Origin of the sequence: Streptomyces sp. NPDC088817, from assembly GCF_044750345.1 — a bacterium.
GTDB lineage: Bacteria > Actinomycetota > Actinomycetes > Streptomycetales > Streptomycetaceae > Streptomyces.
In genome coordinates this window covers 478,383-503,384 of record NZ_JBIVJN010000003.1, presented here as the reverse complement: position 1 = coordinate 503,384, position 25,002 = coordinate 478,383, and the positions used below count along the sequence as shown (strand labels likewise).

Sequence of the window (25,002 nt, the reverse complement as noted above, 5' to 3'; positions counted from 1 at the left end):
GAGCTCCAGACACTCCTCGCGACCTGGACCGGCGCCTGCCCCACCTGCCACCGCGACATACCGACCCCAAGAGCAACCTGACCAAGCACTACTAGCTAGTCACCAGCCGGTCACGGGTGGAGTCGTCTGCGACGGCGGCTCCACCCAGGGGCGGGCCGTCAGCGCCCATACCGTGAAGGCGACGACCGCCGCGGCCAGCACCAGCCACATCATCCGGCGGGCGGCCGTGCGGCGGCGCAGCATCCGTCCACCGCGGCGCACGGCGTCCTCGTACAGCTCCGGGGGTACCTGCGGCGGACGCTGCTCCAGGATCCGCCGCACGGCCGCCTCCCGCTCGGACCGGTTCACCGGCGACCCCAGCCACACAGGCCACACGAGCCACATCGGCGGCGCAGGCCACGCAAGCCACACGCACTGCGCAAGCCACACGCACTGCGCAAGCCACACGCACTGCGCAGGCCACACGCACTGCGCAAGCCACATGCACCGCGCGGGCCGCGCACACCGCGCAGGCCGCACAAGCCGGGACCCCGCGATCCACTCACGGCGCCGCCGCCCCGGCCCCGCCGATCGCCGGTGTTCCGCGCACTGGCGTGCGGGTGAGCGCCATGATCGCGCGGTCGCAGAGGAGGCGGATCCGGTCCGCGGGCAGGCCCAGCAGGGCCGCCGCCTGTTCCTCGGCCAGTCCCTCGTACAGCCTGAGGACGACGATCAGGCGCTCCTGGGCCGTGAGCGCGGCCAGGGCGCCGGGCGTCCTGCGGCGGGTGCGGCCCGGGCCGCCGAGCCGGTGCCACGCCTCGCGGGCGAAGCGGGCGGCCAGCTGCCGGCGGACGTGGTGGTACGGGTCCTCGCCGGGCAGCCGGTCCCAGCACGCGTACGTGTGCGCCAGAGCGAGGGTCAGCAGGCGTCGCGCGCGCGGGTTGTCGCCGGGGGCCTCGGCGGTGAGCAGCGTGGCGGCGTGCAGCAGCCGCCCGGCCGCGCCCGCGACGAACGCCTCGAACTCCCGGGCCCGGCGAGCGCCTCGGGCCGCCTGCCGCTCTCGCACCGCGCCTCCCCCCAAGGGCGACCGTGACCGAGGGACCCGTCTCGTACGGCCTCCTGAACCAGGTATGACGACCGCGCATGACGGCCGGGCACGACGACCGGGCGACGACCGGGTACGCAACCGGATACGACGACCGGACACGAGGAGGGCCCGGTCTCATATGAGGGCAGGGGCGGCCCGTCGGTCAAGAGCCGCGTTCACATCCCGCGGCCCGCGCACGGGCGGGGTTTCAGGACGCCGAGGGGGAGTCCGTCTGCGGTATGCCCTGGCGGGCGGCGAGGGCGTCATTGAAGCGAGTCAGCAGCGCGCAGAAGGTGTCGCGTTCCGCCGGTTCCCAGTCGCGGGTCAGCTCGGCCATCAGCTGCCGCCTGGACGAGCGGACCTCCTCCAGCCGCGACAGCCCGCGCGGGGAGAGCTGGAGCACCACGGCCCGCCCGTCCTCGGGGTGCGAGGTGCGCTTGACGAGGCCGGTGTCGACGAGCGGCGCCACCTGACGGGTGACGGTGGAGGAGTCGATGCCCATGCTCGCGGCGAGCGCCTTGACACCCATCGGGCCCTCTTTGTCGAGGCGGTTGAGCAGCAGGTACGCGGCGCGGTCCATGGAGTTGCGCACCTGTCCGACGCCGCCGAGGCGGGTCTGCTCGGCCCGGCGGGCGAAGACCGCCACCTCGTGCTGGAGGGTGTCGAGGAGACCGGTGTCACCGACGGTCGTCCCGTCCGTCGACATGTCGGGGGGTGTGGGCATGGCCGGGGGCTCACTTCTGGAGAGCTGCTGGGTTGGGGGACAGGTTACGCGGACTGGTGGCAAGTCGTACCGGCGCTGCGCGATCCGGTCTCGGAGGATGGTCACAACGGCGTCCGCGGCCTGTGAACTGCGAGACTTGAGGCATGAGCTACAGCACGGCAGGCTCCCTCTGGCCCGTCACCCTGGACGACGTGCGCGGCGCGCAGAAGATGCTCTCCGGGGTGGCACGGGTGACCGCGCTGGAGGGCAGCAGGCACCTGTCCGGCCTGGTGGGCGCGCCGGTGCACCTGAAGTGCGAGAACCTCCAGCGGACGGGTTCGTTCAAGCTGCGCGGCGCCTACGTCAGGATCGCGGGACTGCTGCCCGAGGAGCGCGCCGCCGGGGTGGTGGCGGCGAGCGCAGGCAACCACGCGCAGGGCGTCGCGCTGGCGTCGTCGCTGCTCGGGGTGCACTCGACGGTGTTCATGCCGAAGGGCGCCCCGCTGCCGAAGATCAGCGCCACGCGGGACTACGGCGCCGAGGTGCGGCTGCACGGCCAGGTGGTCGACGAGACGCTGGCCGCCGCCCAGGAGTACGCGGACCGGACGGGCGCGGTGTTCATCCACCCGTTCGACCATCCGGACATCATCGCGGGCCAGGGCACGGTGGGCCTGGAGATCCTGGAACAGTGCCCCCAGGTGGGCACGATCGTCGTCGGCATCGGCGGTGGCGGGCTCGCGGCCGGCATCGCGGTGGCGGTGAAGTCGCTGCGGCCGGACGTGCGGATCGTCGGGGTGCAGGCGGCGGGCTCGGCCGCGTATCCGCCGTCGCTGGCGGCGGGCCGTCCGGTGTCGGTCGGCACCCCGGTGACGATGGCCGACGGCATCAGGGTCGGGCGGCCGGGCGACGTGCCGTTCGGGATCCTGCGCGAGCTGCTGGACGAGGTGCGCACGGTCACCGAGGACGAGCTGTCCGCCGCGCTGCTGCTGTGCCTGGAGCGGGCCAAACTGGTGGTCGAGCCGGCCGGGGCGAGCCCGGTCGCGGCGCTGCTGGGCCGTTCGGGTCCCCTGGCCGGTCCGGTGGTGGCGGTGCTGTCCGGCGGGAACGTCGATCCGGTGCTGCTCCAGCGGGTACTGCGGTACGGGATGGCCGCGCAGGGCCGCTATCTGGCGGTGCGGCTGCGGCTCACCGACCGGCCGGGTGCGCTCGCCACGCTGCTGGGGGTGCTGTCGGCGGTCGACGCCAACGTGCTCGACGTCAGCCACGTCCGGACCGACCCACGGCTCGGACTCGCGGAGGCAGAGGTGGAGCTGCATCTGGAGACCAAGGGCCCGGCGCACTGCGCCGAGGTCGGCCAGTCCCTGCGGGAGTCCGGCTACACGGTCATCGACTGAGCCCGCCCTCCGCCGGGCGGTCGGGCGGCGGACGGGCGGAACACGGAGGTCACCACTCTTCATCACTCGTTCGGGAAAATTCATTGAGCAGACGCGATACATCGCGTTATGGTGTGTCGTGTTCGCGAGCGAGCCGCGCGTTCCGCGTGGACGCCGCCCGGTCGCGGCGCGGACGAAATTCCCAGCGGAACAACACCTGCCTCTCTAGGCTTTTCCGACCATCCCCGACGACGTGGAGACTCACATGCCAGGCGCCATCTATGCCGAGGGTCTGGTCAAGACCTTCGGCGACGTAAGGGCTCTGGACGGCGTCGACCTCGATGTCCCCGAGGGCACGGTGCTGGGACTGCTCGGGCCCAACGGCGCGGGCAAGACCACGACCGTCCGCTGTCTGACCACGCTGCTGCGACCCGACAGCGGCAAGGCCGTCGTCGCGGGTCTCGACGTGCTCAAACACCCCAACGAGGTGCGGCGCTCGATCGGACTGTCCGGCCAGTTCGCCGCGGTCGACGAGTATCTGACCGGCCGCGAGAACCTCGAGATGGTCGGCCGGCTGTACCAGATGAGGGGCGCGGCGGCGAAGACCAGGGCGGGGGAGCTGCTGGAGCAGTTCAACCTCGCCGACGCCGCGGACCGGCCCGCCAAGACCTACTCCGGAGGCATGCGTCGCCGGCTCGACCTGGCGGCGGCGCTCGTCGTCTCCCCGCCGGTGATGTTCATGGACGAGCCCACGACCGGCCTCGACCCGCGCAACCGCCAGCAGCTGTGGGAGGTCATAAAGCAGCTGGTCTCCGGCGGTACGACCCTGTTGCTGACCACGCAGTACCTGGAGGAGGCCGACCACCTGGCGCACGAGATAGCGGTGGTCGACCACGGCCGGGTCATCGCCCTCGGGACCTCCGACCAGCTCAAGGCCCGCACCGGCGGCGAGCGCGTCGAGGTCGTGGTGCACGAGCGCGAGCACATCCCCACCGCCGCCGAGGTGCTGCGCGGCTTCGGCAAGGGCGACACCAGCGTCGAGGACCACACCCGCAAGATCACCACGCCCGTCACCGGCGGCGCGAAGCTCCTCGCCGAGATCATCCGGGAGCTGGACACCCGCGGCATCGAGATCGACGACATCGGTCTGCGCCGCCCGACCCTCGACGACGTGTTCCTGTCCCTGACCGGCCATGTGGCCGAGGCCAAGGACGAGAACGGCACGAGCGGCGCCCGGGGCGCCGACGCCAGGGACCGCCGGAACAAGAAGGAGACCGCCAAGTGAGCGCCGCCACCGACAGCGCGCGGATCGCGCCGCCCGGCAACGTCCTGACCCAGTCCGTCCGTGACTCGATGGTCGTCGCCAAGCGCAACCTGATCCGCATGACCCGGATCCCCGAGATGGTCATCTTCGGGCTCATCCAGCCGATCATGTTCGTGGTGCTGTTCACCTACGTGTTCGGCGGCTCGATGCAGATCCAGGGCACGACCGATCCCAGCGTCTACAAGAACTTCCTGATGGCGGGCATCTTCGCGCAGACCGTCACCTTCGCCACCGCCAGCTCCGGCGCCGGCATCGCGGACGACATGCACAAGGGCCTGATCGACCGGTTCCGCTCGCTGCCCATGGCACGCGGCGCGGTGCTCACCGGGCGTACGTTCGCCGACCTGGTGCAGACGGCGCTGACCCTGTTCGTCCTCGCCGCCGTCGCCCTGCTCGTCGGCTGGCGCGTCGGATCGTACGGCGACACGAACGTCGGCCGGGTGCTGGCCGCCTTCGGCCTGCTGCTCCTGCTCGGTTACGCCTTCACCTGGATCGGCGCCCTGATCGGCCTGTCGGTCCGCACGCCCGAGGCGGCCACCTCCGGCGGTCTGATCTGGCTCTTCCCGGTGACGTTCGTCTCCAACGCGTTCGTGGACTCCGGCAAGATGACGCCGTGGCTGCGGCATGTCGCGGAGTGGAACCCGTTCAGTGCCACCGTCCAGGCCTGCCGCGTGCTCTTCGCCAACCCGGGCCAGTCCACGTCCACCGCCTGGCCGATGCAGCACCCGGTCTGGGCCTCGCTGATCTACTCGGCTCTGATCATCCTCGTCTTCCGCACCCTGGCGGTGCGCAAGTACCGCTCGGCCACGGCCTGAGCACGAGCAGCGGCGAAGCCTGGGCCAGAAGTAGCCCGGACATCTGGGCCAGAAGTAGCCCGGACATGACGAGGCCCCCGGTGCTCACGCGGAGCGCCGGGGGCCTCGCCGGAAGGCGGTGGGGACTCAGCCGCTGTACGGCTCGGCCTTGAGGATCTTCACCGAGGCGACCTTGCCGTTCGGCAGCTCGTACTCCGCGTCCTCGCCGACCTTGTGGCCGAGCACGCCGGAACCCAGCGGGGACTGCGGCGAGTAGGTCTCGATCTCGGCGCTCGCGTACTCCCGCGAGGCCAGCAGGAAGGTCAGGGTGTCGTCCTCGTCGCCGTCGAAGGCGATCGTGACGACCATGCCCGGCGCGACCGCGCCGTCCGCGGCCGGCGGCTCGCCGACCTGGGCGGTCTCGAGGAGCTGGGTCAGCTGGCGCACACGAAGTTCCTGCTTGCCCTGCTCCTCCTTGGCCGCGTGGTACCCGCCGTTCTCGCGCAGGTCGCCCTCCTCGCGCGCGGCCGCGATCTTGGCGGCGATCTCCGTGCGCGCAGGACCAGTAAGGTACGCAAGCTCGTCCTTGAGCTTGTTGTACGCCTCCTGGGTCAGCCAGGTGACGTTCTCGCTGGTCTGGGTCACAGGTGCTCCTCGTCGGTGCTGGGAATACAAAGCATCGCCCTACCCAGAAGAATGTTCCCTCATGGATGGGCGAAACCACGAGCCTAACAATTCAGGGCGCAAAGGGGGAGGACATAAGCCGTGAGACCTACGTCTACGCAGGTCAGCGACCGCCTATTCAGGTCGGCGCGGACGCGTCACCCGGCGTTGCAGCCCAGCAGCTCGGCCGTCGTGCCCCGCGCCGTCGTTCGCAGGGTGAGCACCTTGTCGATCTGCGAGGCGTGCTCGTCGAAGCGGAAGTCCGCCCGTCCGACCTCGGAGCCGTCGGCCGCCTGCGAGCGCAGCGTGCAGTAGCCGCGGGCGCCGGCGTCCTTGTGGACCTCCAGATGGACCCGCACCGCGTCGTCCGACGTCTGGAAGGCGATGACCTGCGCGCTGATCTTGTTCTGGCCGACGTAGTGGTAGGCGAAGTAGCCGATCAGGGCGAGCAGGGCCGCGCCCAGGACGGCACCGGTGATCTTGAGCTTGTGGTCGGCGCGCTCGTTCGCGGAGCGGCCGTAGCGGCCCTCGGGCAGCCGGGTGCTCGCCGTGCTCATGATCGTCCTCTCGGCCGGTGCGGGACGCGCGCCCCGCGGGGGCTTCCGGAGCCGGACCCCGGAATTATTCGCCCCCCGATTCGGTCACTATAGAAGCCCCCGCCCGCCCGACCGACCGCGACCCCGGACCGATCCTGCCGCGGGACGGCACCGTTGACTGCCCGCCCGGCCGGGCACCGACTTGACCTGAGGACTGAGCCTTGACTGACCAGCTGCGACTGATGGCCGTGCACGCGCACCCCGACGACGAGTCGAGCAAGGGCGCGGCCACCATGGCCAAGTACGTTTCCGAGGGGGTGGACGTGCTGGTGGTGACCTGCACGGGCGGAGAGCGTGGCTCCATCCTCAACCCCAAGCTCCAGGGCGACAAGTACATCGAGGAGAACATCCACGAGGTGCGCAGGAAGGAGATGGACGAGGCCCGCGAGATCCTCGGCGTGCGCCAGGAGTGGCTCGGCTTCGTCGACTCGGGACTGCCCGAGGGCGACCCGCTGCCCCCGCTGCCCGAGGGCTGCTTCGCCCTGGAGGACCTCGACAAGGCGGCCGGCGAGCTGGTCCGCCAGATCCGCTCCTTCCGTCCCCAGGTGATCACCACCTACGACGAGAACGGCGGCTACCCGCACCCCGACCACATCATGACCCACAAGATCTCGATGGTGGCCTTCGAGGGCGCCGCGGACGCCGAGAAGTACCCGGAGGACGAGTACGGCCCGGCCTACCAGCCGCAGAAGCTCTACTACAACCAGGGCTTCAACCGCGTGCGCACCGAGACGCTGCACCAGGCCCTGCTCGACCGGGGCCTGGAGTCTCCCTACGGCGAGTGGCTCAAGCGCTGGGAGAAGTCGGGCCACACCGAGCGCACGCTCACCACGCACGTCCCCTGCGCGGACTTCTTCGAGATCCGCGACAAGGCGCTGATCGCCCACGCCACGCAGATCGACCCCGACGGCGGCTGGTTCCGGGTGCCGATGGAGGTCCAGAAGGAGGTCTGGCCGACGGAGGAGTACGAGCTCGCGAAGTCGCTCGTCGACACCTCGCTCCCGGAGGACGACCTCTTTGCGGGTGTCCGGCAGTCGTGAGGGACAATGCCTGACATGAGTGCAAGCGTGAGCCTGGCAATGACGCACCTGGTCCCTCTCGCCGAGTTCGACAAGAACAAGGTCACCCCCGGCGTCCTCGGCTTCGTCGTCTTCGCGGTGATGGCCCTCGCGGTGTGGGCCCTGATGAAGTCCATGAACCGCCACATGGGCAGGATCGACTTCAAGGAGGCCCCGGACCCCGCGGCACGGCCCGGCGCCGCCTCCGGCGAGGCCAAGGCCGAGCGGGGCTGACACCCGGGCGCACCCGACACCCGGGCGGGCACTGCCGGCCCACGGCCTCTCGTCCGGGTCGGGCCGGCCCGACCCGGACGGAGGATCAGTTCCCGTCCGGCACCGCCACGCCCATCACCTCCCGCGCGTGCCGCTCGGGCACCATGCCCAGGCGCCAGGCCTGCCAGCCCGCCTCCAGGCTCACGCCGCGCTCCAGGAGGAGCCGGTAGGCCTCGACGTAGTCGTTCAGCTTGCCGTCGCGCAGCGGATGGGCGCCGCGGGCGAGCTGGGCCAGTTCCTCCTGGGCCACCGCCGTGCCGACCTCCGTGCCTCCGGGAGCGGCGTACGGCAGCAGCGTGCAGCGCAGGAACCGCGCCCAGTCCTCACCGCGGCGGTCCCCGTAGGTGGCGAACAGGGCCAGTGCCTCGTCGCACAGGGCCAGCGCCTGCTGGGTGCGCGCGTTGCCGGCGTCCACCACGGCCAGCTCCAGACATGTCCACGCCTCGCCGTGCGCCAGGCCGATGCGCTGGAAGTCGGCGCGGGCGTCCACGAGGAGCTGGCGGGCGAAACCGGAGTTGCGCAGTGAGCCGGTCTGCGCCGCCCGCTGGTCCCGGGTGACCCGGGCCGAGTGGTGCCGTGCGCAGGCCAGTCCGTACACGTCCCGCATCCGGGAGAACATGGTGCGGGCACGTTCCAGCTCGCGCACCGACTGGTCGAGCGCGCCGCTCTCCTCCAGCGCCTGACCGAGGTAGTACAGCGTCCACGCCTCGCCGCGCGCGTCCTCGTTGTCCCGGTGCCGCGCCGCCGCCTGCCGCAGCTCCTCCACCGCCTCGGCCGTCTCGCCGGCCAGCAGCCGGGCCCGGGCGAGCTGAGTGAGGGCCCAGGCCTCGCCGCGGGCGTCGCGGGTGCGGCGGTAGCGTTCCAGCGCCTGGCGCAGATCCGCCTCGGCCCGCTCCACGTCACCCCTGCGCAGCGCGAGCTGGCCGAGCTGGAAGTGGGCCCACGCCTCGCCGTGCACCGAGCCGCCCTCCCGGTGCAGCACCAGCGACTGCGTGAGCAGTTCCAGAGCCTCCGCCAGGTGCGCCCGGTCCCGTTCCACCGCCGCCAGCGCGTGCATCGTCCAGGCGCGGTCGGTCGCCAGCTCGGGCGCCGCCTGGAGGTCGAGGGCCTCCCGCAGCCGGGCCGCGGCCTCCGTCAGATTGCCCTGGTGGTGCAGCGTGATGCCGAGGGAGTTCAGCGCGCGGGCCGCGCCCGCGTCGTGGTGGGCCTCCCGGTACAGGTCGACGACCGAGGCCAGCGTGGTCCGCGCCTTGTCCAGCTCACCGAGCTGGCGGGCGGCGATACCGGTACGCCACTGCACCGACCGGACAAGGAGCCCCTGGTCGACGGCCTGGGTCAGCTCGCTGATCTCGCCCAGCCGGTACAGGTCGCCGCGCAGCAGGCAGTAGTCGCACAGGGCGCCGAGCAGGTTCAGCACGGCGCCCTGGTTCACGCCCTCCGCGTGCCGGAGGGCGGCGGTGATGAAGCTCGACTCGTCGTCCAGCCAGCGCAGCGCCTCGTCCAGGGAGGTGAAACCGTGCGGGCTGAAGCGGTCCGACCGGGTGGACATGTTCCCGTCGACCAGGCGCAGCACCGAATCGGCCAGCTCGGCGTAGTTCTCGATCAGCCGCTCCTGCGCGGCCGTCCGCTCGGCGGGGTCCTCCTCGTCCAGCAGGCGCGCGTGCGCGAAGGCCCGCACCAGGTCGTGCAGCCGGTAGCGGTTGCCCCGCACATGGTCGATCAGACCCGCCCTGGCGAGGGCCGCGAGCTGCCGCTTCGCCTCCGACTCGTCCGTGGCCAGCAGCGCGGCCGCCGCCGCGCCGCCCATCGAGGCGCGTCCGGCCAGGGCGAGCCGTCTCAGCAGCCGGCGGCCCTGCTCCGACTGGTCGGTGTAGCGCAGCCACAGGGCACGCTCCACCGGCTCCACCGGGCCGTACGCGCCCAGGTCGGTGGCCAGCCGGCGCGGTGAGCGCGGGCCGAGGCAGGAGCCCGCGATGCGCAGGGCCAGCGGCAGCCCGCCGCACAACTGCGTGATCCGGTCGGTGGATTCCGCGTCGTAGGGCCCCGAGCTGTCCTGTGCGGCGGCGGTCAGCAGTTCCTCCGCGCCCACCGCGTCCAGTGCCTCGACGGGCAGTTGGTGCACCCAGGCGGGCAGGTCGGCGGGCAGTGGCAGCGGTTCGCGGGCGGTGACCAGGACCAGACTGTCGGACCGCTCGGGAACCAGGGCACGGACCTGCTCGGCGTCCGAGGCGTCGTCCAGCACGATCGTGACCGGCAGCCCGGTCAGCTGCTGGTGGTACAGCTCGCCGAGCCGTTTGAGCTGCTGATCGGGGGAGGAGCGGTCACGGAACAGCAGCTGCTCGCGGGGCGCGCCGAGCCGGTTCAGCAGATGCAGCAGGGCGTCGCGGACGGGCAGCGGCGGCTCCTCCCGGCTGCCGCCGCGCAGGTCGACCACGACCGCGCCCCGGAACTGGTCCTTCAGATCATGGGCCGCGCGGACCGCCAGCGTGCTGCGGCCGGAGCCCGGCGTTCCGTGCAGGACCACGACGGTCGGCCGGGTCTCGGTGGACGCGCGGGCCGCCTGCACCCACTGCCGGATCCGCGCCATCTCCTGCCGTCGCCCCGCGAACACGCCTACGGACTCGGGCAGTTGGCCGAAAGACTGCTCCAGGGCGTTGCGTCTGCGGGCCGCCGCGCTCTTGTCCGTGCCGCGCAGCCGGGGCGCCGTCTTCTTCGGCGTGGTGGACGCGCTCAGCACCCGCTGCTGGTCGAGGAACGGGCGGATGCCGCGCACCTCCAGCGCGGTCAGCCACTGCAGCCGCAGCTGCTGCGGTCCTCCGGGCTGGCCGGCCGCTCCGGCCCGGCGGTGGGCGGCGGGCAGGTGGGTGGCGGTCACCTTCACCACGGTGGCGGCGACGCCCACCACCCCGGCGGTGACGCCCGCGCCGACGGCGGTGCCGCCGCCGGTGCCCAGCGACAGATCGGCGACGACGGCGGCCAGTCCCGCAACTCCCGCGACGAGCAGGGGTGTTCCGCCGCCCTCGCGGGCGTAGCGCTGGGCGAACGTGAGCTGTCCGGCGGCCGCCTCGTCCAGCGCCCGCGTGTAGGCCCCGTACTCCTCCGCCGCGGTCTCGGCCATGGTGTCCAGCGCGCCGCGCGCCCGGGACAGCAGCACACTTCCGTCCACCCGGCCGCCCGAGCGGCGAACCTCCTCCTCCACGGCCCGAGTCAGCAGCCGCTCGGCGTCCGCCCGATGGCCATCTCGCATGTCCCGTCCCCCTCCGGTGACAACTCCGTTGCCTACGAGTGTCCTTCGGCTCGCGCGGGAGCGCGAGGGGGCGGCGATCACGTGTCCCCGCCCGTTGCCGACCGTCCGGGGGGACAGGGAGTCGGAGGAGCACACGAGGAGTCGCAGTGCGATCACCTTCCGCGTCCGGTGGGGTGAGGTGAGGCAGGATGGGGGCATGCCGAACCGACTGGCCCACGAGACGTCCCCCTACCTGCTCCAGCACGCCGACAACCCGGTCGACTGGTGGCCGTGGTCGGCGGAGGCCTTCGAGGAGGCGCGGCGGCGCGATGTCCCCGTGCTGCTGAGTGTCGGGTACAGCAGTTGCCACTGGTGCCACGTCATGGCGCACGAATCCTTCGAGGACGCGGCCACCGCCGCCTTCCTCGGCGAGCACTTCGTCAGCGTCAAGGTGGACCGCGAGGAGCGGCCCGACGTCGACGCCGTGTACATGGAGGCGGTGCAGGCGGCCACCGGGCAGGGCGGATGGCCGATGACCGTGTTCCTCACGCCCGACGCCGAGCCGTTCTACTTCGGCACGTACTTCCCGCCCGACCCCCGGCACGGCATGCCCTCCTTCGGGCAGGTCCTCGAAGGGGTGCGGCAGGCCTGGCAGACCCGGCGGGACGAAGTCGCCGACGTCGCCGGGAAGATCGTGCGCGACCTGGCACAGCGGGAGATCGGCTACGGCACCGCGCGGCCCCCGGGCGAGGAGGAACTGGCGCAGGCACTGCTCGCGCTCACCCGGGAGTACGACGCCCGGCGCGGCGGGTTCGGCGGGGCGCCGAAGTTCCCGCCGTCGATGGTGATCGAGTTCCTGCTGCGGCACCACGCCCGCACCGGCTCCGAGGGCGCCCTCCAGATGGCGGCGGACACCTGCGAGCGGATGGCCCGCGGCGGCATGCACGACCAGCTCGGCGGCGGCTTCGCCCGGTACTCCGTCGACCGCGACTGGGTGGTGCCGCACTTCGAGAAGATGCTGTACGACAACGCGCTGCTGTGCCGGGTCTACGCCCACCTGTGGCGCGCCACCGGCTCCGACTTCGCCCGCCGGGTGGCCCTCGCGACCGCCGACTTCATGGTGCGCGAACTGCGCACCGCCGAAGGCGGGTTCGCCTCGGCCCTGGACGCGGACAGCGACGACGGCACGGGCAAGCATGTCGAGGGCGCCTACTACGTGTGGACCCCCGCCCAGCTCAGGGAGGTCCTCGGCGCCGAGGACGCCGAACTCGCCGCCCGCTGCTTCGGCGTGACCGAGGAGGGCACCTTCGAGCACGGCGCCTCGGTTCTGCAACTCCCGGTGCAGGAGGGCGTGTTCGACGCCGACCGGGTCGAGTCCGTACGGCGCCGGCTGCTGGCGGAGCGGGCCGGGCGTCCGGCACCCGGCCGGGACGACAAGGTCGTCGCCGCCTGGAACGGGCTGGCGATCGCCGCCCTCGCCGAGACCGGCGCCTACTTCGACCGCCCGGACCTGGTCGAGGCCGCGGTCGGCGCCGCCGATCTGCTGGTCCGGCTGCACATGGACGAGCATGCCGCGCTGCTCCGTACCAGCAAGGACGGCCGGGCCGGAGCCAACGCCGGGGTGCTGGAGGACTACGCCGACGTCGCCGAGGGCTTCCTCGCCCTCGCCTCCGTGACCGGCGAGGGCGTCTGGCTGGAGTTCGCCGGGCTGCTCCTCGGGCATGTGCTCACCCGGTTCACCGACCCGGAGTCGGGCGCGCTGTACGACACGGCCGTCGATGCCGAGCAGTTGATCCGGCGGCCCCAGGACCCCACCGACAACGCCACCCCCTCCGGCTGGTCCGCGGCGGCCGGCGCCCTGCTCGGCTACGCCGCCCACACGGGTTCCGAGGCCCACCGCACCGCCGCCGAAAGGGCGTTGGGCGTGGTGGGCGCGCTCGGCCCGCGCGTTCCGCGCTTCATCGGCTGGGGCCTCGCCGTCGCCGAGGCCCTGCTGGACGGCCCGCGCGAGGTCGCGGTCGTCGGCCCGTCCCTCGACGACGCGGCGGCAAGGGCCCTGCACCGTACGGCACTTCTGGGCACCGCCCCCGGCACGGTCGTCGCGTACGGCACTCCGGACAGCGAGGAGTTCCCGCTGCTCGCCGACCGCCCCCTCGTCCACGGCGAGCCGGCCGCCTACGTCTGCCGCGACTTCACCTGCGACGCCCCCACGACCGACCCGGACCGCCTGCGCACCGCGCTGGGCGGCTGAACCGGGCACCGCACCCTCACTTCGAAGGGGCGCGGCCCCGGACGTCAGCTCCGGTCGGCGTACCCGGCCAGGGCGCGCTCCACGATGGCCTCCAACTGGTCGTGGTGGGCGCCCTTCCAGTAGGCGCGGCCGCAGTCGAGGCAGCGGGCGAAGACGTCGTACGTGCGGTGCGTGCCGTGTTCGAGCTGGTCGGCGACCTCGTCCTTCGTGGCCTCCCGCACCAGTCCGTTGCAGGCGGTGCAGCGGGTCCAGGGACGCAGCTCGGGGCGGAAGCGGTCCAGGACGTCCTGGAGCTGGTCCTCGGGGCGAGTGCTGTAGACGTAGGCGCCCGCCCACAGTTCACGGCGGCGCAGCAGGCCCCGGTCGCGGCTGAGCATGACCCGCTTCTCGGCGGCCGAGCGGGCGGCGAGCGCCGGGTCGCCGATGTCGGTGGACTCGTACGCGGTGTCGACGCCCAGCAGGCGCAGCCGGCGGGCGAGCGTGCCCAGGTGCACATCGAGGAGGAAGCGCAGGGGAGCGCCGGGCACCCGCTGGGGGCGTGCGACGGCGCACACCTGGACCGTCTCGCCCGCCCGCGGCACGTGCGACACCGGCACCTCAAGGCCGTCCACGACCAGCGCGCCGACCTCGGTGAGCGGGACGCCCAGGGACTCCACGACGTGGCCGAGCGTCGAGACGCCGTCGGTGGCGACCGCGGTGGCGCCGCGACGCCGGGTGTGCGGGACGAACAGGTGCAGGCCGGGGGCGAAGCCGACGTGGATCTCGGGACCGTTCACCCGGTCAGGATGGCACGGAGGCGGGGCTGCGGGCTCACGGATTTCCGGTGGGGAGGCCGTGTTCCAGCACGTCCATGGCCTGGTCCATGAGGTCGCTCAGCTCGCCCTCGCACCCGTGCTCGGCCCAGTACAGGGAGACCTCCATCAGCCCGCCCATGAGGGACATGGCGAAGACCCGCACCTCCAGGCTGTCCTGGTCCAGGCCGGTGCGGGCCGCGATGGCCTGGCGGATGAGCACGCCGGCCTCCGACATGCTCTCCATCATCCGGGCGCGGACCGCGGGAACCTCGACGCCCAGCCGGGCGCGCAGCCGGGACACGTCGGGCTCGTCGGCCATTCCCAGCGCGAGGGCCTTGTGCATGACGTGCCGGAGGGAGTCCATCCACGGCTCGTCGACGGGCCGCGCCCGCAGCTCCTCCAGCATGATCTCGTCGTACTCGTCCGTGAGGACGATGTCCTCCTTGGTCGGGAAGTACCGGAAGACGGTCGACGGCGACACCTCGGCGCGGTCGGCGATCTGCTCGATCGTCGTGGCGTCGTACCCCTGCTCCTCGATCAGCGCGTACGTCGCCGTACGGATCGCCTGCCGGGTCTTGAGCTTCTTGCGTTCCCGCAGTCCCATCGGGGGGCGGTCGGCTGGGGTGGTGATACGTGCGGCCGTCATGAAGGTCATTGTCCGGCATCGGGTCAGGGCCGGGCCATGGCCGGGCCCTCCTCCGGCTCGGCCCGTACGGGTCCGTGGGCGCCGCCCGGCAGGAACACGGCTGCCAGCAGAGCGGCCACCAGTGACGCGACGCCGCACACCAGCAGCACCAGGCCCATGGCGTGCACGTACGCTCCGTTCGCGGAGGCCGCCAGGTGTGCCGAGCCCGACCTCTCCGCGACCAGGTGGGCGGCGACCACGGACTTTCCGGCGGTGTGCGCGACCTCACCGGGCAGCCCCGTGACGTCGAGCCGGTGCCGGAAGGCGCTCGCCAGGAGGCTGCCGAGCAGGGCGATGCCGATCGCGCCGCCGACCTGGCGCAGCGTCATCAGCAGCCCGGAGCCGCTGCCCGCGCGGTCGGCGGGCAGGGCGGCCAGCGCCCCGTCCATGGCCGGGACGACGGAGAAGCCGAAGCCGACACCCGCGATCGACAGCCACAGCGCGGTGAGGCCGTAGCCGGAGTCCACTGTCGTACGGCTGCCGAGCAGCGCGGCGAAGGCGAGCACCACCAGGCCCGCGGTGACCACCGCCCGCGGCCCGAACCGGGCGACGACCGGCTGCGCGCCCTTCGCGGCGACCATCAGCCCGCCCATCATGGGCAGCAGCCGCACACCGGTGCCGAGGGCGTCGTGGCCGAGTACGGCCTGGAGGTAGGGCGGCAGTACGAACATCAGGCCGGACAGGATGAACATCACCAGGGTCGCGGCGATCGTGTTGAAGAGGAAGCCGCGCCGGCCGAGCAGCGCCATGTCGAGCATGGGCCGGGCCTCCCGGCGCTCACGCAGCACGAGCCCGGTCAGGAGCACGGCAGTCGCCGCGAACATGGCGAGTACGAGGGGGTCGCTCCAGCCGCGGTCGGGAGCCTCGATGATCGCGTAGATCAGTGCGCCGAGGCCGGTCGCGGTGAACGCCGTGGAGAGGGCGCCGACCTTCGGGGTTGCCGGATCCCGGGTCTCGGGGAGCAGCAGGACGCAGGCCGTCACGCCGATGGCGGCCATGGGCACGTTGATGAGGAAGACCGAGCCCCACCAGAAGTGGTTCAGCAGCCAGCCGCCGATGATCGGGCCGAGCGGCAGGCCGAGCGCGGAGGCGGCCGAGATGACGCCGACGGCCTTGGTGCGCTCCTCGGGTCCGAACAGTGAGGGCAGCACGGACAGCGCGAGCGGCATGACCAGCGCCCCGCCGACGCCCATGACGGCGCGGGCGGCGATCACCTCGTTCACCCCGTCGGCCAGGGCGCCGACCACGGATCCGGCGAGGAAGACGCCGAGCCCGGTGATCAGCGTCAGCCGTCGTCCGAACCGGTCGCCGAGCAGTCCGGCCGGGAGCATCAGCGCGGCGAAGACGACGACGTACGCGTCCACCATCCACTGCAGTTGACCGGTGGTGGCCCCGAGGTCCTTCGCCATGGTCGGCAGGGCGACGTTGAGGATCGTCATGTCGAAGCCGAGCACCAGCATGCTCGCGACCAGGGCCCCGAGGGCCCACCAGCGGCGGGGATCGCGCCGCACGTCTTCGGCGTGGGTGAGAGTAGCCATGAAATGAAAGTAACTCTCAAAATATAGGGTCTGTCAATTGTCATCCGCTATCAGGTCTACTTCGGGGGCCCTCAGCGGCTTTCGGGCGCACGGAAACGGCCACGGCTCGTACGAGCCGTGGCCGGGTGGGGAGAGGGGTGTGACGCGTTACGCGTGCTGGTACGCCACCAGCGAGATGCCCACGTAGTGCACCACGAAGGCGGCCAGCGTGAACGAGTGGAAGACCTCGTGGAAGCCGAACCAGCTCGGCGACGGGTTCGGCCGCTTGATGCCGTAGATCACGCCGCCCGCGCTGTAGAGGAGCCCGCCGACGACGACCAGGACCAGGACGGCGATGCCACCGGTGTGCAGGAAGTCCGGCAGGAAGAAGACGGCCGCCCAGCCCATCGCGATGTAGCAGGGGGTGTAGAGCCAGCGCGGGGCGCCGACCCAGAATACGCGGAAGGCGATGCCGGCGGCCGCCGCGCCCCATATCCCCCACAGCAGCCACTGCCCTTTGGTCCCGGGCAGGAGCAGCAGGGTGAGCGGCGTGTACGTGCCCGCGATGATCAGGAAGATGTTGGCGTGGTCGAGCCGGCGCAGCACGCCGCCCAGGCGTGGACCCCAGTCGCCCCGGTGGTACAGGGCGCTGACGCCGAAGAGCAGGCAGGCGGTGAGGGCGTAGATCCCGCAGGCGACCCGCCCGCGGGCGGAGCCGGCCAGTGCTGTGAGTGCGAGCCCCGCGACGAGTACGGCCGGGAACATGCCCAGATGCAGCCAGCCGCGCAGTTTCGGCTTGACCGGGTGCGGCGGGGTGGGCGCGACCGGACTGCGGCCGGCGACCGGCGTGTCCAGGGGCGCGTCGGAGGCGGACGCAGTCATGCGCGCATCGTACCGACGGCACCGTAAGTCGCGTGTCAGACCCGGTCCGTGAGCAGCGGCGACCGGCCCGAACGCAAAAAGACCTTCAGCCGAACCCAACGTGGACGCAAAGAATCGCGGGAATCGTGGCATTACTCACGTCGCTCACCTGTGACGCCCCCTGGACAGATGGGCGCTCTCGTCGGATGATCAAATGAGTGCGGTCGGCACCGGATGAGCGGCTACGAAGCGTCCGGGTCGCAGCCCCCACGGGGCGACAAGACAAAAACCCCTCATTTAGGAGCGATCGTGGCGCGCGACATCGCGGCTCCCCCCGTCATCCCCACCCAGCACAAGGAACTGATCTCGTGGGTCAATGAGATCGCCGAACTGACGCAGCCGGACAGCGTGGTCTGGTGTGACGGATCCGAGGCCGAGTACGAGCGACTGTGCGAGGAGCTCGTCCGGAAGGGCACCTTCCGGAAACTCGACCCGATCAAGCGCCCCAACTCCTACTACGCGGCGTCGGACCCCTCCGATGTGGCCCGCGTGGAGGACCGGACGTTCATCTGTTCCGAGAAGGAGGAGGACGCCGGCCCGACCAACCACTGGAAGGCGCCCGCCGAGATGCGGGAGATCTTCCAGGGGGCCGACGGCAATAAGGGGGGCGGAGTAGCCGAAGGCTCCTCCGGTAAGGGCGGTGGTGGGCGACGGGAGGGATTGTTCCGCGGCTCGATGAAGGGCCGGACGATGTACGTCGTCCCGTTCTGCATGGGCCCGCTGGGCTCGCCGCTGTCCGCGATCGGCGTCGAGATCACCGACTCCGCCTACGTCGCGGTGTCCATGCGCACCATGACCCGCATGGGACAACCGGTGCTGGACGAGCTCGGCGACGACGGCTTCTTCGTGAAGGCCGTCCACACCCTGGGCGCCCCGCTGGAGCCGGGCCAGGCGGACGTCCCGTGGCCGTGCAACTCCACCAAGTACATCTCGCACTTCCCCGAGGCCCGTGAGATCTGGTCCTACGGCTCCGGCTACGGCGGCAACGCGCTGCTCGGCAAGAAGTGTTACGCCCTGCGCATCGCCTCCGTCATGGCGCGCGACGAGGGCTGGCTGGCCGAGCACATGCTGATCCTCAAGCTCACCCCGCCCGCCGGTGAGGCCAAGTACGTCGCGGCCGCCTTCCCGAGCGCCTGCGGCAAGACCAACCTCGCCATGCTGGAACCCACGATCTCCGGCTGGACCGTCGAGACCATCGGTGACGACATCGCGTGGATGCGGTTCGGCGAGGACGGCCGGCTGTACGCGATCAACCCCGAGGCCGGTTTCTTCGGTGTCGCGCCCGGCACCGGCGAGCACACCAACGCCAACGCCATGAAGACGCTGTGGGGCAACTCGGTCTTCACCAACGTCGCCCTCACCGACGACGGCGACGTGTGGTGGGAGGGCATGACGGAGGAGACCCCGGCGCACCTCACCGACTGGAAGGGCAACTCCTGGACCCCCGAGTCCGGGACGCCCGCCGCGCACCCCAACGCCCGCTTCACCACGCCCGCCGCGCAGTGCCCGATCATCGCGCCGGAGTGGGAGGACCCCAAGGGCGTGCCGATCTCGGCGATCCTGTTCGGCGGCCGCCGCGCCTCCGCGGTGCCGCTGGTGACGGAGTCCTTCGACTGGAACCACGGCGTCTTCCTCGGCGCCAACGTCGCCTCCGAGAAGACGGCCGCCGCCGAGGGCAAGGTCGGCGAGCTGCGCCGCGACCCGTTCGCCATGCTGCCGTTCTGCGGCTACAACATGGGCGACTACATGGGTCACTGGATCAAGGTCGGCAAGGCCGCCGAGCAGCGTGACGGCGACCAGTCCAAGCTGCCGAAGATCTACTACGTCAACTGGTTCCGCAAGAACGACGAGGGCAAGTTCGTCTGGCCCGGCTTCGGCGAGAACAGCCGCGTCCTGAAGTGGATCGTGGAGCGCCTGGACGGCACCGCCGAGGGCGTCGAGACCGCGATCGGCGTCCTGCCGACGAAGGCGGCCCTGGACACGGACGGCCTCGAACTGTCCGAGTCCGACCTGGAGTTCCTGCTCACGGTCGACAAGGAGGTATGGCGTGAGGAGGCCGGACTGGTCCCCGAGCACCTGAACACCTTCGGCGACCACACGCCCAAGGAGCTGTGGGACCAGTACCGCGCGCTCGTCGAGCGCCTGGGCTGACGCGGTCCCCGACCAACCCGAGAGGCCGGGTGCGCACAACGGCGTGCGCACCCGGCCTCTTCGGCGTGCGGGCGACGGTGGCCGGCCGCGTCCGACGGGGACGCGCACTTCGTGCCCAAAAGCGGCATTCCTGGACAATTCACCTATGGTGATGCCATGCGCGGAATCCTGTTGGCCGGAGGCACCGGCTCGCGACTGTGGCCGTTGACCCGCACGGTGTCGAAGCAACTGCTGCCGGTCTTCGACAAACCCATGGTCTATTACCCGCTTTCCACACTGGTGATGGCCGGAATCCGAGAAATTCTGATCATCACCACTCCGGAAGACCAGCAGCAGTTCCGCCGGTTGCTCGGCGACGGCAGCCAACTCGGACTGCGATTCGACTACATGACACAGGAACACCCGGAGGGAATCGCCCAGGCCTTCCTGCTGGCGGCCGACTTCATCGGCGGCGAGCCGGTCTCCCTGATCCTGGGCGACAACATCTTCCACGGCAGCGGCCTCGGCACCCGGCTGGCCCGCAACGCGGATGTGCAGGGGGGCAGGGTGTTCGCCTACCCGGTGGCCAACCCCTCGGCCTACGGCGTCGTGGAGTTCGACGAACTGGGCCGGGCCCTGTCCATCGAGGAGAAGCCGGCCCGGCCCCGGTCGCGGTACGCCGTGCCCGGACTGTACTTCTACGATCATCGGGTCGTCGACATCGCCCGGAGCCTGCGGCCCAGCGCCCGGGGCGAGTTGGAGATCACCGATCTCAACCGCGCCTATCTGGAGACCGGGAGCCTGCACGTCGTCCGGCTGGACCGGGGCACGGCGTGGCTGGACACGGGTACCTTCGCCTCGATGGTCCAGGCATCGGAGTACGTCCGTGTGGTCGAGGAGCGCCAGGGCTTCAAGATCGGCTGTGTCGAGGAGGCGGCCTGGCGGGCCGGTCTGATCGACGACGCCCGGCTCCGCGAATTGGCCCGGCCGCTGCTCAAGAGCGGTTATGGCCACTATCTGCTGGGCCTGCTCGAGGACCCCCGGTCCGTCGTCATGCCCCAGCCGGGTGGTGAATGGCGCCGGGAAGGAGCGCTGCGCGCCGGAGGCTGATCGCGCGGGTGGTTCAAGGGCGGGTGAAACAACTCCACGGTCGTATATCCGTGTTCTGCGGGATACGCGTCACCATGTGAACGGGGTCAATCCCCTCGACTCTCGTCTTGCCATTTGCGCCCCTCCTCCGAGGGTTGTGCCGACTGTCGCAGAGGCCGTCCGAGCAGTGTCCGAGGCGGAAGTGTCCGCGGAATTGGGGCCCGCGCGAAAGGGGGGAACGGGCGTAGGTAAATTCGGGCGTATTGAGGCTGCTCGGGTGATTCACGACCATGTACTGTGTTTGCTGCGCAAATTCCCGTCACCGTGAGTAAAGAATGTCTTCGTCCGTGGCCAAGGGCACGTGACCCGCATGCGAACGAAGCGCACCGACTGCGCGTGCTTGCGGTTTGATCCCTCCCAGTTCCTGAGGAAGGTTCTCTTGAACCGTAGAACGATCCGAAGTTCACGTTTGAGGTCGGCCACGCTCGTATCGGCGAGCGCGCTCGCCGTGGCGCTCAACGTTGCCCCGAGCACGGCTGCCATCGCCAACGCGATCGAGAGGTCGAGCGATCGCAGTGCGGCCGTGACAGCCGGCTCCAACGATCCATGGGCCGACAGGGGCCACCACGACCGCGGCCCGCAGGGGCCGCAGGGCAAGCGGGGCCCGCAGGGTCCGCAGGGCAAGGATGGCAAGCGGGGCCCGAAGGGCGACAAGGGTGACCGCGGCCCCAAGGGCGACCGCGGTCCCCGGGGACCACAGGGTCCCGGAGGCGTCGGCGCTGGTCCCCGGGGTCCCCAGGGTCCGCAGGGAACCCAGGGTGTGCCCGGTGCCACGGGTCCGCAGGGAACCCAGGGCGTCACCGGTGTGCCCGGTGCCACGGGTCCGCAGGGTGTGCCCGGCGAGCAGGGCGTCCCGGGTGTTCAGGGTGCGCAGGGTTTCCAGGGCGTCACTGGTGCGACCGGTGCCACGGGTCCGCAGGGAACCCAGGGCGACATCGGCGCCACCGGTGCCACGGGTCCGCAGGGTGTGCCCGGCGAGCAGGGCGTCCCGGGTGTTCAGGGTGCGCAGGGTTTCCAGGGCGTCACCGGCGCCACGGGTGCCACGGGTGCGACCGGTCCGATGGGTCCGCAGGGCGCGACCGGTTCGACCGGCCTGACCGGTGCCACGGGTCCGCAGGGCGACCCGGGTGCCACAGGCACCACGGGTGCCACAGGCCCCCAGGGCCCGCAGGGCGACACGGGCGCCACGGGTGCCACGGGTGCGACCGGTCCGATGGGTCCGCAGGGTTCGACCGGTTCGACCGGCCTGACCGGTGCCACGGGTCCGCAGGGTGCGACCGGTGAGCAGGGCATCCCCGGTGTTCAGGGATCGCAGGGCTTCCAGGGCGACCCCGGTGCCACGGGTCCGCAGGGTGCGCAGGGCGGCATCGGCCTGCCCGGTCTTCCCGGCGTCCAGGGTCCGCAGGGTGACATCGGTGCTCAGGGCGGGCTCGGCCCGCAGGGTGTCCAGGGTGCGATCGGTGCTCAGGGTCCGCAGGGTGACATCGGTGCTCAGGGCGGGCTCGGCCCGCAGGGCGCTCAGGGTGACGTGGGTGTCCAGGGCCCGCAGGGAACCCAGGGAACCCAGGGAACCCAGGGTGCTCAGGGCACGGTCAGCCCCACCACTGTCGTGACCGGACCTCAGGGAACGACGTCGACCGCCGTCTGCCCCACCGGCGAGGCCATCGGTGGCGGTTACCAGGCCGCTGGGGGCTCCGCTGCGAGCCAGAGCGCCCCGGTCTTCACCGGTTCCGGCCCCGCCACCGGATGGCAGGCCACCTCCAGCGACGGCACCGTGCTCACGGCCTACGCGATCTGCACCGCGGCCCCGTGATCGGCTGCCCGGCCCGGAAGTGAACGAGGGTGCCCCGAGGCTTCGGCCTCGGGGCACCGCCCGTGTGCCGCCGCACCTGGGACGCGGCGGTACACCCCAGGTCCGATTCGACGACAGGACTCGCAGCCGACCCGGCCTCCGTCATGAGCGCACCGGGCCGTGACCGGCTGGACACCACCGATCCCGCCGCCGTGCGCGAGGCCGTCCGGGGCCACCCCGCGGTCGTCAACCGCGCCGCCTGGACGTCGACGGCGCGGAGCGTGCCGGGGAAGCGGCAACGGCCGTCGACGGCACGGGCGTACGCCACCTGGTAGAGGCTCGCACGGTGCGCGCGCTCCCGCATCGTGCGCGCTCCCCGGCTCCATGGCGCGTACGGACGCGACTTCGTGGCCGTCATGCTCGAACCCGCAGCCCGGCGCCGGCCCCTGCAAGCAGTCTCCGAGCAGCACGGACAGCCCACCTGGTCCCGTGCTCCGGCCCGGCGTCTCGCGGTTCTCGGCCGTGCGGCCCTGGCCGGGAAGGCGCCGGCCGGCACGTACCACGGGACGGCGGCCGCCGCGGCTCGCGCCTGCCGGTCGGGCCGGCCGCCCGGGTCGGACCCGGACAACAGGGCGCCCCGGCGGACCTGACGGTTCGCCGGGGCGCCCTCACGCCGTGCGGGTTCTAGACCAGCAGCAGTCCTCCGCACCGCTCGGCGCCCTCCTTCATCGCGATGAGGTTGGCGACGACGTAGGAGATGTTGTTCCGGGAGTGCCACTCGCTGGGGAAGTACGTCACCAGGCGCGAGGACTGGAACCTGGCCTGGATCTCGGGCACGAAGGTGCGGTACTGGTTGTCCGTGTAGTACCAGAACGAGTTCTCGTTGTAGTAGGCGACGTGGGTCGGGTCCTGGTACGCGCCGCGGCCGTCGGAGCTGGGCGTCATGGTGAGGAGCATTCCACCGGGCGCCAGCAGCCGGTACAACTCGTTGATCAGCGGCACCTTCGCGGGTACGTGCTCCAGGAAGTCCACCGCCCGCATCAGGCCCACGGAGTTGTCGGGCAGGTCCAGCTTTCCGGGCAGGGTCGCGACGATGTCGACGCCCTCCCCCGGGTACTGGTCCACGCCCAGGTAGCCCGGCGGCTTGCGGTGGGCCGCGCCGAGGTCCAGGGCGAGCAGTCCGCGACGCCCGCTCCAGGCCAGGGCGTTGGCCTCGATGTACTTGTCGTACAGGGCGACCGTCTCTCGCTGGATGTGAGCGTTGATCTCCGGGTCGCGCTGGGTGTTCGCCGGGTGCATCCGCTGGAGGTAGAGGCAGCGGTCGATGTGGTGGAAGTCGCCGACGTGGAACAGCCGGCACATCAGGTCCTGGTCGTCCAGCACGGTGCGGGAGGCGTCGTACCCGCCGGCCTTCTCGTAGCTCACCTTGCGGAACGCCCGCACGTGGTTCGGCGCGTACCAGATGTAGGAGACGTTGTGCGGCGTGGGCTCCATGGAGACGGCCTGGAGCAGTTTGCGCCCGTCGACCCGCACGTCCTCGAACTTCCAGCCGTGGGCCTCGTTGAAGCGGGAGTTGTCGCGCTTGCCGTCCTCGGTGATCTGCGCGGTGTTGCTGTAGACGAGGACCGCGTCGGGGTGTGCGTCGAACGCCTTGCCCAACTCGGCCAGACAGGCCTTCGCCAGGAGGTCGTCGTGGTCGAGTTCGACCAGGACCTCCCCGCGGGCCAGCTCGCAGGCCCTGCGCTTGGCCGCCCCGACGCCGCTGATGCCGTCCGCGATCTCCACGCGGACCCGGTCGTCCGCCTGCTCGGGCCGCCACCTGGCGCCGTTGTTGAGCAGGACGATCCACTCCCAGTCCGCGCAGGTCTGCGCCTGGAGGGTCTTGAGGCATTCATCGAGGAAGCGGGGCTGGTGGCTGGGGGTGAAGACGGAGAACCTCGGTGTCGCAGTCGACGTCATCTGGTGGCACCTGCCTGACTCGATGTCGGTGTGGGGCTTACCTTGTCCCGGAACTCCTCCGGGACCGCGGAGTGCAGTGAGGGATCGGCCGCGACGGCGCGTCCGAACTCCTCCTCGGCCTCGTCGTCGCGGTCCTTCTGGGCGAGGATCAGCCCGAGTTGGAGATGGGCCGTGGCGGCCCTGGGCGTGGCGGCGATGGCGCGTCGCAGGAGTCCGACGGCCTGGCCGGGGTCGCTCGGCTTCAGCAGGACCGCCTTGTTGTAGAGGGCCGAGGCGTACTTCGGGTCGATCTTCAGCGCCTCGTCGTAGGCCTTACGGGCGTCACCGGCCCTGCCTTCCTGCTGGGCGACGACACCAAGGTCGTACCAGGCGACCTTGTTGTGCGGATCGAGCTGCAGCACGCGCCGGAAGGTCATGGTCGCCCCGACGTAATCGCGGTACTGCACCTGGAGGTTGCCCGCTTGCAGAAGCGTGGCCGCCTCTTGCGCCTTGTGGCCCTGCACGGCCTTGGATTCCGGGGCGGTCGCGGTCGTCGAGTGGGACGTGATCGCCCAGGAGGTCACCCCGGTGGCAACTGCGCCCAGACCGACGAGCGTCACCCACAATCTCCTACGTTTCACTTTGTCACATTTCGTGGAATAGTGAGGGACGGACAGAGGTGGCTCTTCTCGCGCGGCCGGAACCGGAGGGCGGGTCCTGCCGGGTACCGACGGGCTGGAGTCCGAACC

At 71.3% G+C, this 25,002-nt stretch carries 22 protein-coding genes and 1 pseudogene; 11 read left to right on the top strand and 12 right to left on the bottom strand.

Annotated elements, in window-relative coordinates; genetic code table 11:
* Nucleotides 1-99: 99 nt before the first annotated feature.
* From ACIP4X_RS08485 to ACIP4X_RS08475, 3 genes are all read right to left on the bottom strand, one after another.
* Nucleotides 100-348 carry a hypothetical protein gene (locus ACIP4X_RS08485; protein ID WP_401347381.1) on the bottom strand — a complete coding sequence of 83 codons (249 nt, stop codon included), beginning with the start codon at nucleotides 346-348 and terminating at the stop codon, nucleotides 100-102.
* A 193-nt stretch (nucleotides 349-541) separates the two neighbouring features.
* Nucleotides 542-1,045, bottom strand: coding sequence for a sigma factor-like helix-turn-helix DNA-binding protein (locus ACIP4X_RS08480; RefSeq protein ID WP_391459729.1), 504 nt, complete (start codon nucleotides 1,043-1,045; stop codon nucleotides 542-544).
* A gap of 229 nt (nucleotides 1,046-1,274) precedes the next feature.
* Nucleotides 1,275-1,790 carry a MarR family transcriptional regulator gene (locus ACIP4X_RS08475; protein ID WP_358728700.1) on the bottom strand — a complete coding sequence of 172 codons (516 nt, stop codon included), beginning with the start codon at nucleotides 1,788-1,790 and terminating at the stop codon, nucleotides 1,275-1,277.
* Nucleotides 1,791-1,933: 143 nt separating this feature from the next.
* On the opposite strand from ACIP4X_RS08475, the gene ilvA reads away from it, so the two are divergent.
* The 3 genes from ilvA to ACIP4X_RS08460 all read left to right on the top strand — a co-directional run bounded on the left by ilvA (nucleotide 1,934) and on the right by ACIP4X_RS08460 (nucleotide 5,281).
* Nucleotides 1,934-3,163 (top strand): threonine ammonia-lyase, encoded by a 1,230-nt coding sequence (ilvA, locus tag ACIP4X_RS08470; RefSeq protein ID WP_358728702.1) that lies wholly within the window; start codon nucleotides 1,934-1,936, stop codon nucleotides 3,161-3,163.
* A 244-nt stretch (nucleotides 3,164-3,407) separates the two neighbouring features.
* Nucleotides 3,408-4,427, top strand: a complete 1,020-nt coding sequence (locus ACIP4X_RS08465) for an ATP-binding cassette domain-containing protein (protein WP_358728704.1) — start codon at nucleotides 3,408-3,410, stop codon at nucleotides 4,425-4,427.
* Nucleotides 4,424-5,281 (top strand): ABC transporter permease, encoded by an 858-nt coding sequence (locus tag ACIP4X_RS08460; RefSeq protein ID WP_358728706.1) that lies wholly within the window; start codon nucleotides 4,424-4,426, stop codon nucleotides 5,279-5,281. The genes ACIP4X_RS08465 and ACIP4X_RS08460 overlap by 4 nt, the downstream gene beginning before the upstream one ends.
* Nucleotides 5,282-5,407: 126 nt before the next feature.
* Here ACIP4X_RS08460 and greA read toward each other — a convergent pair whose 3' ends face one another.
* The gene (gene greA, locus ACIP4X_RS08455; protein ID WP_358728708.1) at nucleotides 5,408-5,905 is read right to left on the bottom strand and encodes a transcription elongation factor GreA; all 498 of its coding nucleotides are present in this window, start codon (nucleotides 5,903-5,905) and stop codon (nucleotides 5,408-5,410) included.
* Nucleotides 5,906-6,081: 176 nt separating this feature from the next.
* Complete coding sequence (locus ACIP4X_RS08450) at nucleotides 6,082-6,480, bottom strand: DUF4307 domain-containing protein (protein ID WP_358728710.1); 399 nt, start codon at nucleotides 6,478-6,480, stop codon at nucleotides 6,082-6,084.
* 221 nt (nucleotides 6,481-6,701) lie between these two features.
* Between ACIP4X_RS08450 and mca the strand changes: the two genes are divergently transcribed.
* Both mca and ACIP4X_RS08440 read left to right on the top strand, forming a co-directional pair.
* The gene (mca, locus tag ACIP4X_RS08445) at nucleotides 6,702-7,559 is read left to right on the top strand and encodes a mycothiol conjugate amidase Mca (protein WP_391459734.1); all 858 of its coding nucleotides are present in this window, start codon (nucleotides 6,702-6,704) and stop codon (nucleotides 7,557-7,559) included.
* 6 nt (nucleotides 7,560-7,565) lie between these two features.
* Nucleotides 7,566-7,811, top strand: coding sequence for a hypothetical protein (locus tag ACIP4X_RS08440; protein ID WP_358728712.1), 246 nt, complete (start codon nucleotides 7,566-7,568; stop codon nucleotides 7,809-7,811).
* An 85-nt stretch (nucleotides 7,812-7,896) separates the two neighbouring features.
* Here the strand turns inward: ACIP4X_RS08440 and ACIP4X_RS08435 are convergent, their stop codons facing one another.
* Nucleotides 7,897-11,097: a tetratricopeptide repeat protein gene (locus ACIP4X_RS08435; RefSeq protein ID WP_391459724.1), complete on the bottom strand. Its 3,201-nt coding sequence runs from the start codon at nucleotides 11,095-11,097 to the stop codon at nucleotides 7,897-7,899.
* A 196-nt stretch (nucleotides 11,098-11,293) separates the two neighbouring features.
* Between ACIP4X_RS08435 and ACIP4X_RS08430 the strand changes: the two genes are divergently transcribed.
* Nucleotides 11,294-13,327, top strand: coding sequence for a thioredoxin domain-containing protein (locus ACIP4X_RS08430; protein WP_401347376.1), 2,034 nt, complete (start codon nucleotides 11,294-11,296; stop codon nucleotides 13,325-13,327).
* A 44-nt stretch (nucleotides 13,328-13,371) separates the two neighbouring features.
* On the opposite strand, the gene ACIP4X_RS08425 is transcribed toward ACIP4X_RS08430, so the two are convergent.
* The 4 genes from ACIP4X_RS08425 to ACIP4X_RS08410 all read right to left on the bottom strand — a co-directional run bounded on the left by ACIP4X_RS08425 (nucleotide 13,372) and on the right by ACIP4X_RS08410 (nucleotide 17,205).
* Nucleotides 13,372-14,103, bottom strand: a complete 732-nt coding sequence (locus tag ACIP4X_RS08425; RefSeq protein WP_358728718.1) for a Mut7-C RNAse domain-containing protein — start codon at nucleotides 14,101-14,103, stop codon at nucleotides 13,372-13,374.
* Nucleotides 14,104-14,137: 34 nt separating this feature from the next.
* Nucleotides 14,138-14,776 carry a TetR family transcriptional regulator gene (locus ACIP4X_RS08420; RefSeq protein WP_391459719.1) on the bottom strand — a complete coding sequence of 213 codons (639 nt, stop codon included), beginning with the start codon at nucleotides 14,774-14,776 and terminating at the stop codon, nucleotides 14,138-14,140.
* Nucleotides 14,777-14,790: 14 nt separating this feature from the next.
* Nucleotides 14,791-16,344: an MFS transporter gene (locus tag ACIP4X_RS08415; RefSeq protein WP_401347373.1), complete on the bottom strand. Its 1,554-nt coding sequence runs from the start codon at nucleotides 16,342-16,344 to the stop codon at nucleotides 14,791-14,793.
* Nucleotides 16,345-16,491: 147 nt separating this feature from the next.
* Entirely contained in the window at nucleotides 16,492-17,205 is a 714-nt protein-coding gene (locus tag ACIP4X_RS08410) for a hemolysin III family protein (RefSeq protein WP_391459715.1), read from the bottom strand.
* A 288-nt stretch (nucleotides 17,206-17,493) separates the two neighbouring features.
* On the opposite strand from ACIP4X_RS08410, the gene ACIP4X_RS08405 reads away from it, so the two are divergent.
* From ACIP4X_RS08405 to ACIP4X_RS08385, 5 genes and pseudogenes are all read left to right on the top strand, one after another.
* Nucleotides 17,494-19,395 (top strand): phosphoenolpyruvate carboxykinase (GTP), encoded by a 1,902-nt coding sequence (locus tag ACIP4X_RS08405; protein WP_401347370.1) that lies wholly within the window; start codon nucleotides 17,494-17,496, stop codon nucleotides 19,393-19,395.
* A gap of 156 nt (nucleotides 19,396-19,551) precedes the next feature.
* A complete protein-coding gene (gene rfbA / locus ACIP4X_RS08400) occupies nucleotides 19,552-20,484 on the top strand; it encodes a glucose-1-phosphate thymidylyltransferase RfbA (protein WP_391459711.1) in 933 nt (310 codons plus the stop codon).
* A gap of 799 nt (nucleotides 20,485-21,283) precedes the next feature.
* On the top strand, nucleotides 21,284-22,336 hold the full coding sequence (locus ACIP4X_RS08395) for a collagen-like protein (protein ID WP_401347367.1): 1,053 nt from the start codon (nucleotides 21,284-21,286) through the stop codon (nucleotides 22,334-22,336).
* Nucleotides 22,337-22,479: 143 nt separating this feature from the next.
* Nucleotides 22,480-22,650 carry a hypothetical protein gene (locus ACIP4X_RS08390; protein ID WP_358728731.1) on the top strand — a complete coding sequence of 57 codons (171 nt, stop codon included), beginning with the start codon at nucleotides 22,480-22,482 and terminating at the stop codon, nucleotides 22,648-22,650.
* 18 nt (nucleotides 22,651-22,668) lie between these two features.
* Nucleotides 22,669-22,965 (top strand): annotated as a pseudogene (locus tag ACIP4X_RS08385) (sugar nucleotide-binding protein); the annotation flags it as partial.
* Between the two features lie 34 nt (nucleotides 22,966-22,999).
* Here ACIP4X_RS08385 and ACIP4X_RS08380 read toward each other — a convergent pair.
* Nucleotides 23,000-24,274: a glycosyltransferase gene (locus ACIP4X_RS08380; protein WP_358728733.1), complete on the bottom strand. Its 1,275-nt coding sequence runs from the start codon at nucleotides 24,272-24,274 to the stop codon at nucleotides 23,000-23,002.
* Complete coding sequence (locus ACIP4X_RS08375) at nucleotides 24,271-24,873, bottom strand: tetratricopeptide repeat protein (protein ID WP_358728735.1); 603 nt, start codon at nucleotides 24,871-24,873, stop codon at nucleotides 24,271-24,273. Before ACIP4X_RS08375 ends, ACIP4X_RS08380 begins: the two co-directional genes overlap by 4 nt.
* Nucleotides 24,874-25,002 lie beyond the last annotated feature (129 nt).

Bases quoted from the DNA above. Each gene is read 5' to 3' on its own strand.
- ACIP4X_RS08465 (WP_358728704.1), top strand. From the start codon at position 3,408: ATGCCAGGCGCCATCTATGCCGAGGGTCTGGTCAAGACCTTCGGCGAC.
- rfbA (WP_391459711.1), top strand. From the start codon at position 19,552: ATGCGCGGAATCCTGTTGGCCGGAGGCACCGGCTCGCGACTGTGGCCG.
- ilvA (WP_358728702.1), top strand. From the start codon at position 1,934: ATGAGCTACAGCACGGCAGGCTCCCTCTGGCCCGTCACCCTGGACGAC.
- ACIP4X_RS08420 (WP_391459719.1), bottom strand. From the start codon at position 14,776: ATGACCTTCATGACGGCCGCACGTATCACCACCCCAGCCGACCGCCCC.
- ACIP4X_RS08380 (WP_358728733.1), bottom strand. From the start codon at position 24,274: ATGACGTCGACTGCGACACCGAGGTTCTCCGTCTTCACCCCCAGCCAC.
- ACIP4X_RS08430 (WP_401347376.1), top strand. From the start codon at position 11,294: ATGCCGAACCGACTGGCCCACGAGACGTCCCCCTACCTGCTCCAGCAC.
- ACIP4X_RS08475 (WP_358728700.1), bottom strand. From the start codon at position 1,790: ATGCCCACACCCCCCGACATGTCGACGGACGGGACGACCGTCGGTGAC.
- ACIP4X_RS08415 (WP_401347373.1), bottom strand. From the start codon at position 16,344: ATGGCTACTCTCACCCACGCCGAAGACGTGCGGCGCGATCCCCGCCGC.
- ACIP4X_RS08450 (WP_358728710.1), bottom strand. From the start codon at position 6,480: ATGAGCACGGCGAGCACCCGGCTGCCCGAGGGCCGCTACGGCCGCTCC.
- ACIP4X_RS08390 (WP_358728731.1), top strand. From the start codon at position 22,480: ATGAGCGCACCGGGCCGTGACCGGCTGGACACCACCGATCCCGCCGCC.
- ACIP4X_RS08435 (WP_391459724.1), bottom strand. From the start codon at position 11,097: ATGCGAGATGGCCATCGGGCGGACGCCGAGCGGCTGCTGACTCGGGCC.
- ACIP4X_RS08410 (WP_391459715.1), bottom strand. From the start codon at position 17,205: ATGACTGCGTCCGCCTCCGACGCGCCCCTGGACACGCCGGTCGCCGGC.
- mca (WP_391459734.1), top strand. From the start codon at position 6,702: ATGGCCGTGCACGCGCACCCCGACGACGAGTCGAGCAAGGGCGCGGCC.
- ACIP4X_RS08440 (WP_358728712.1), top strand. From the start codon at position 7,566: ATGCCTGACATGAGTGCAAGCGTGAGCCTGGCAATGACGCACCTGGTC.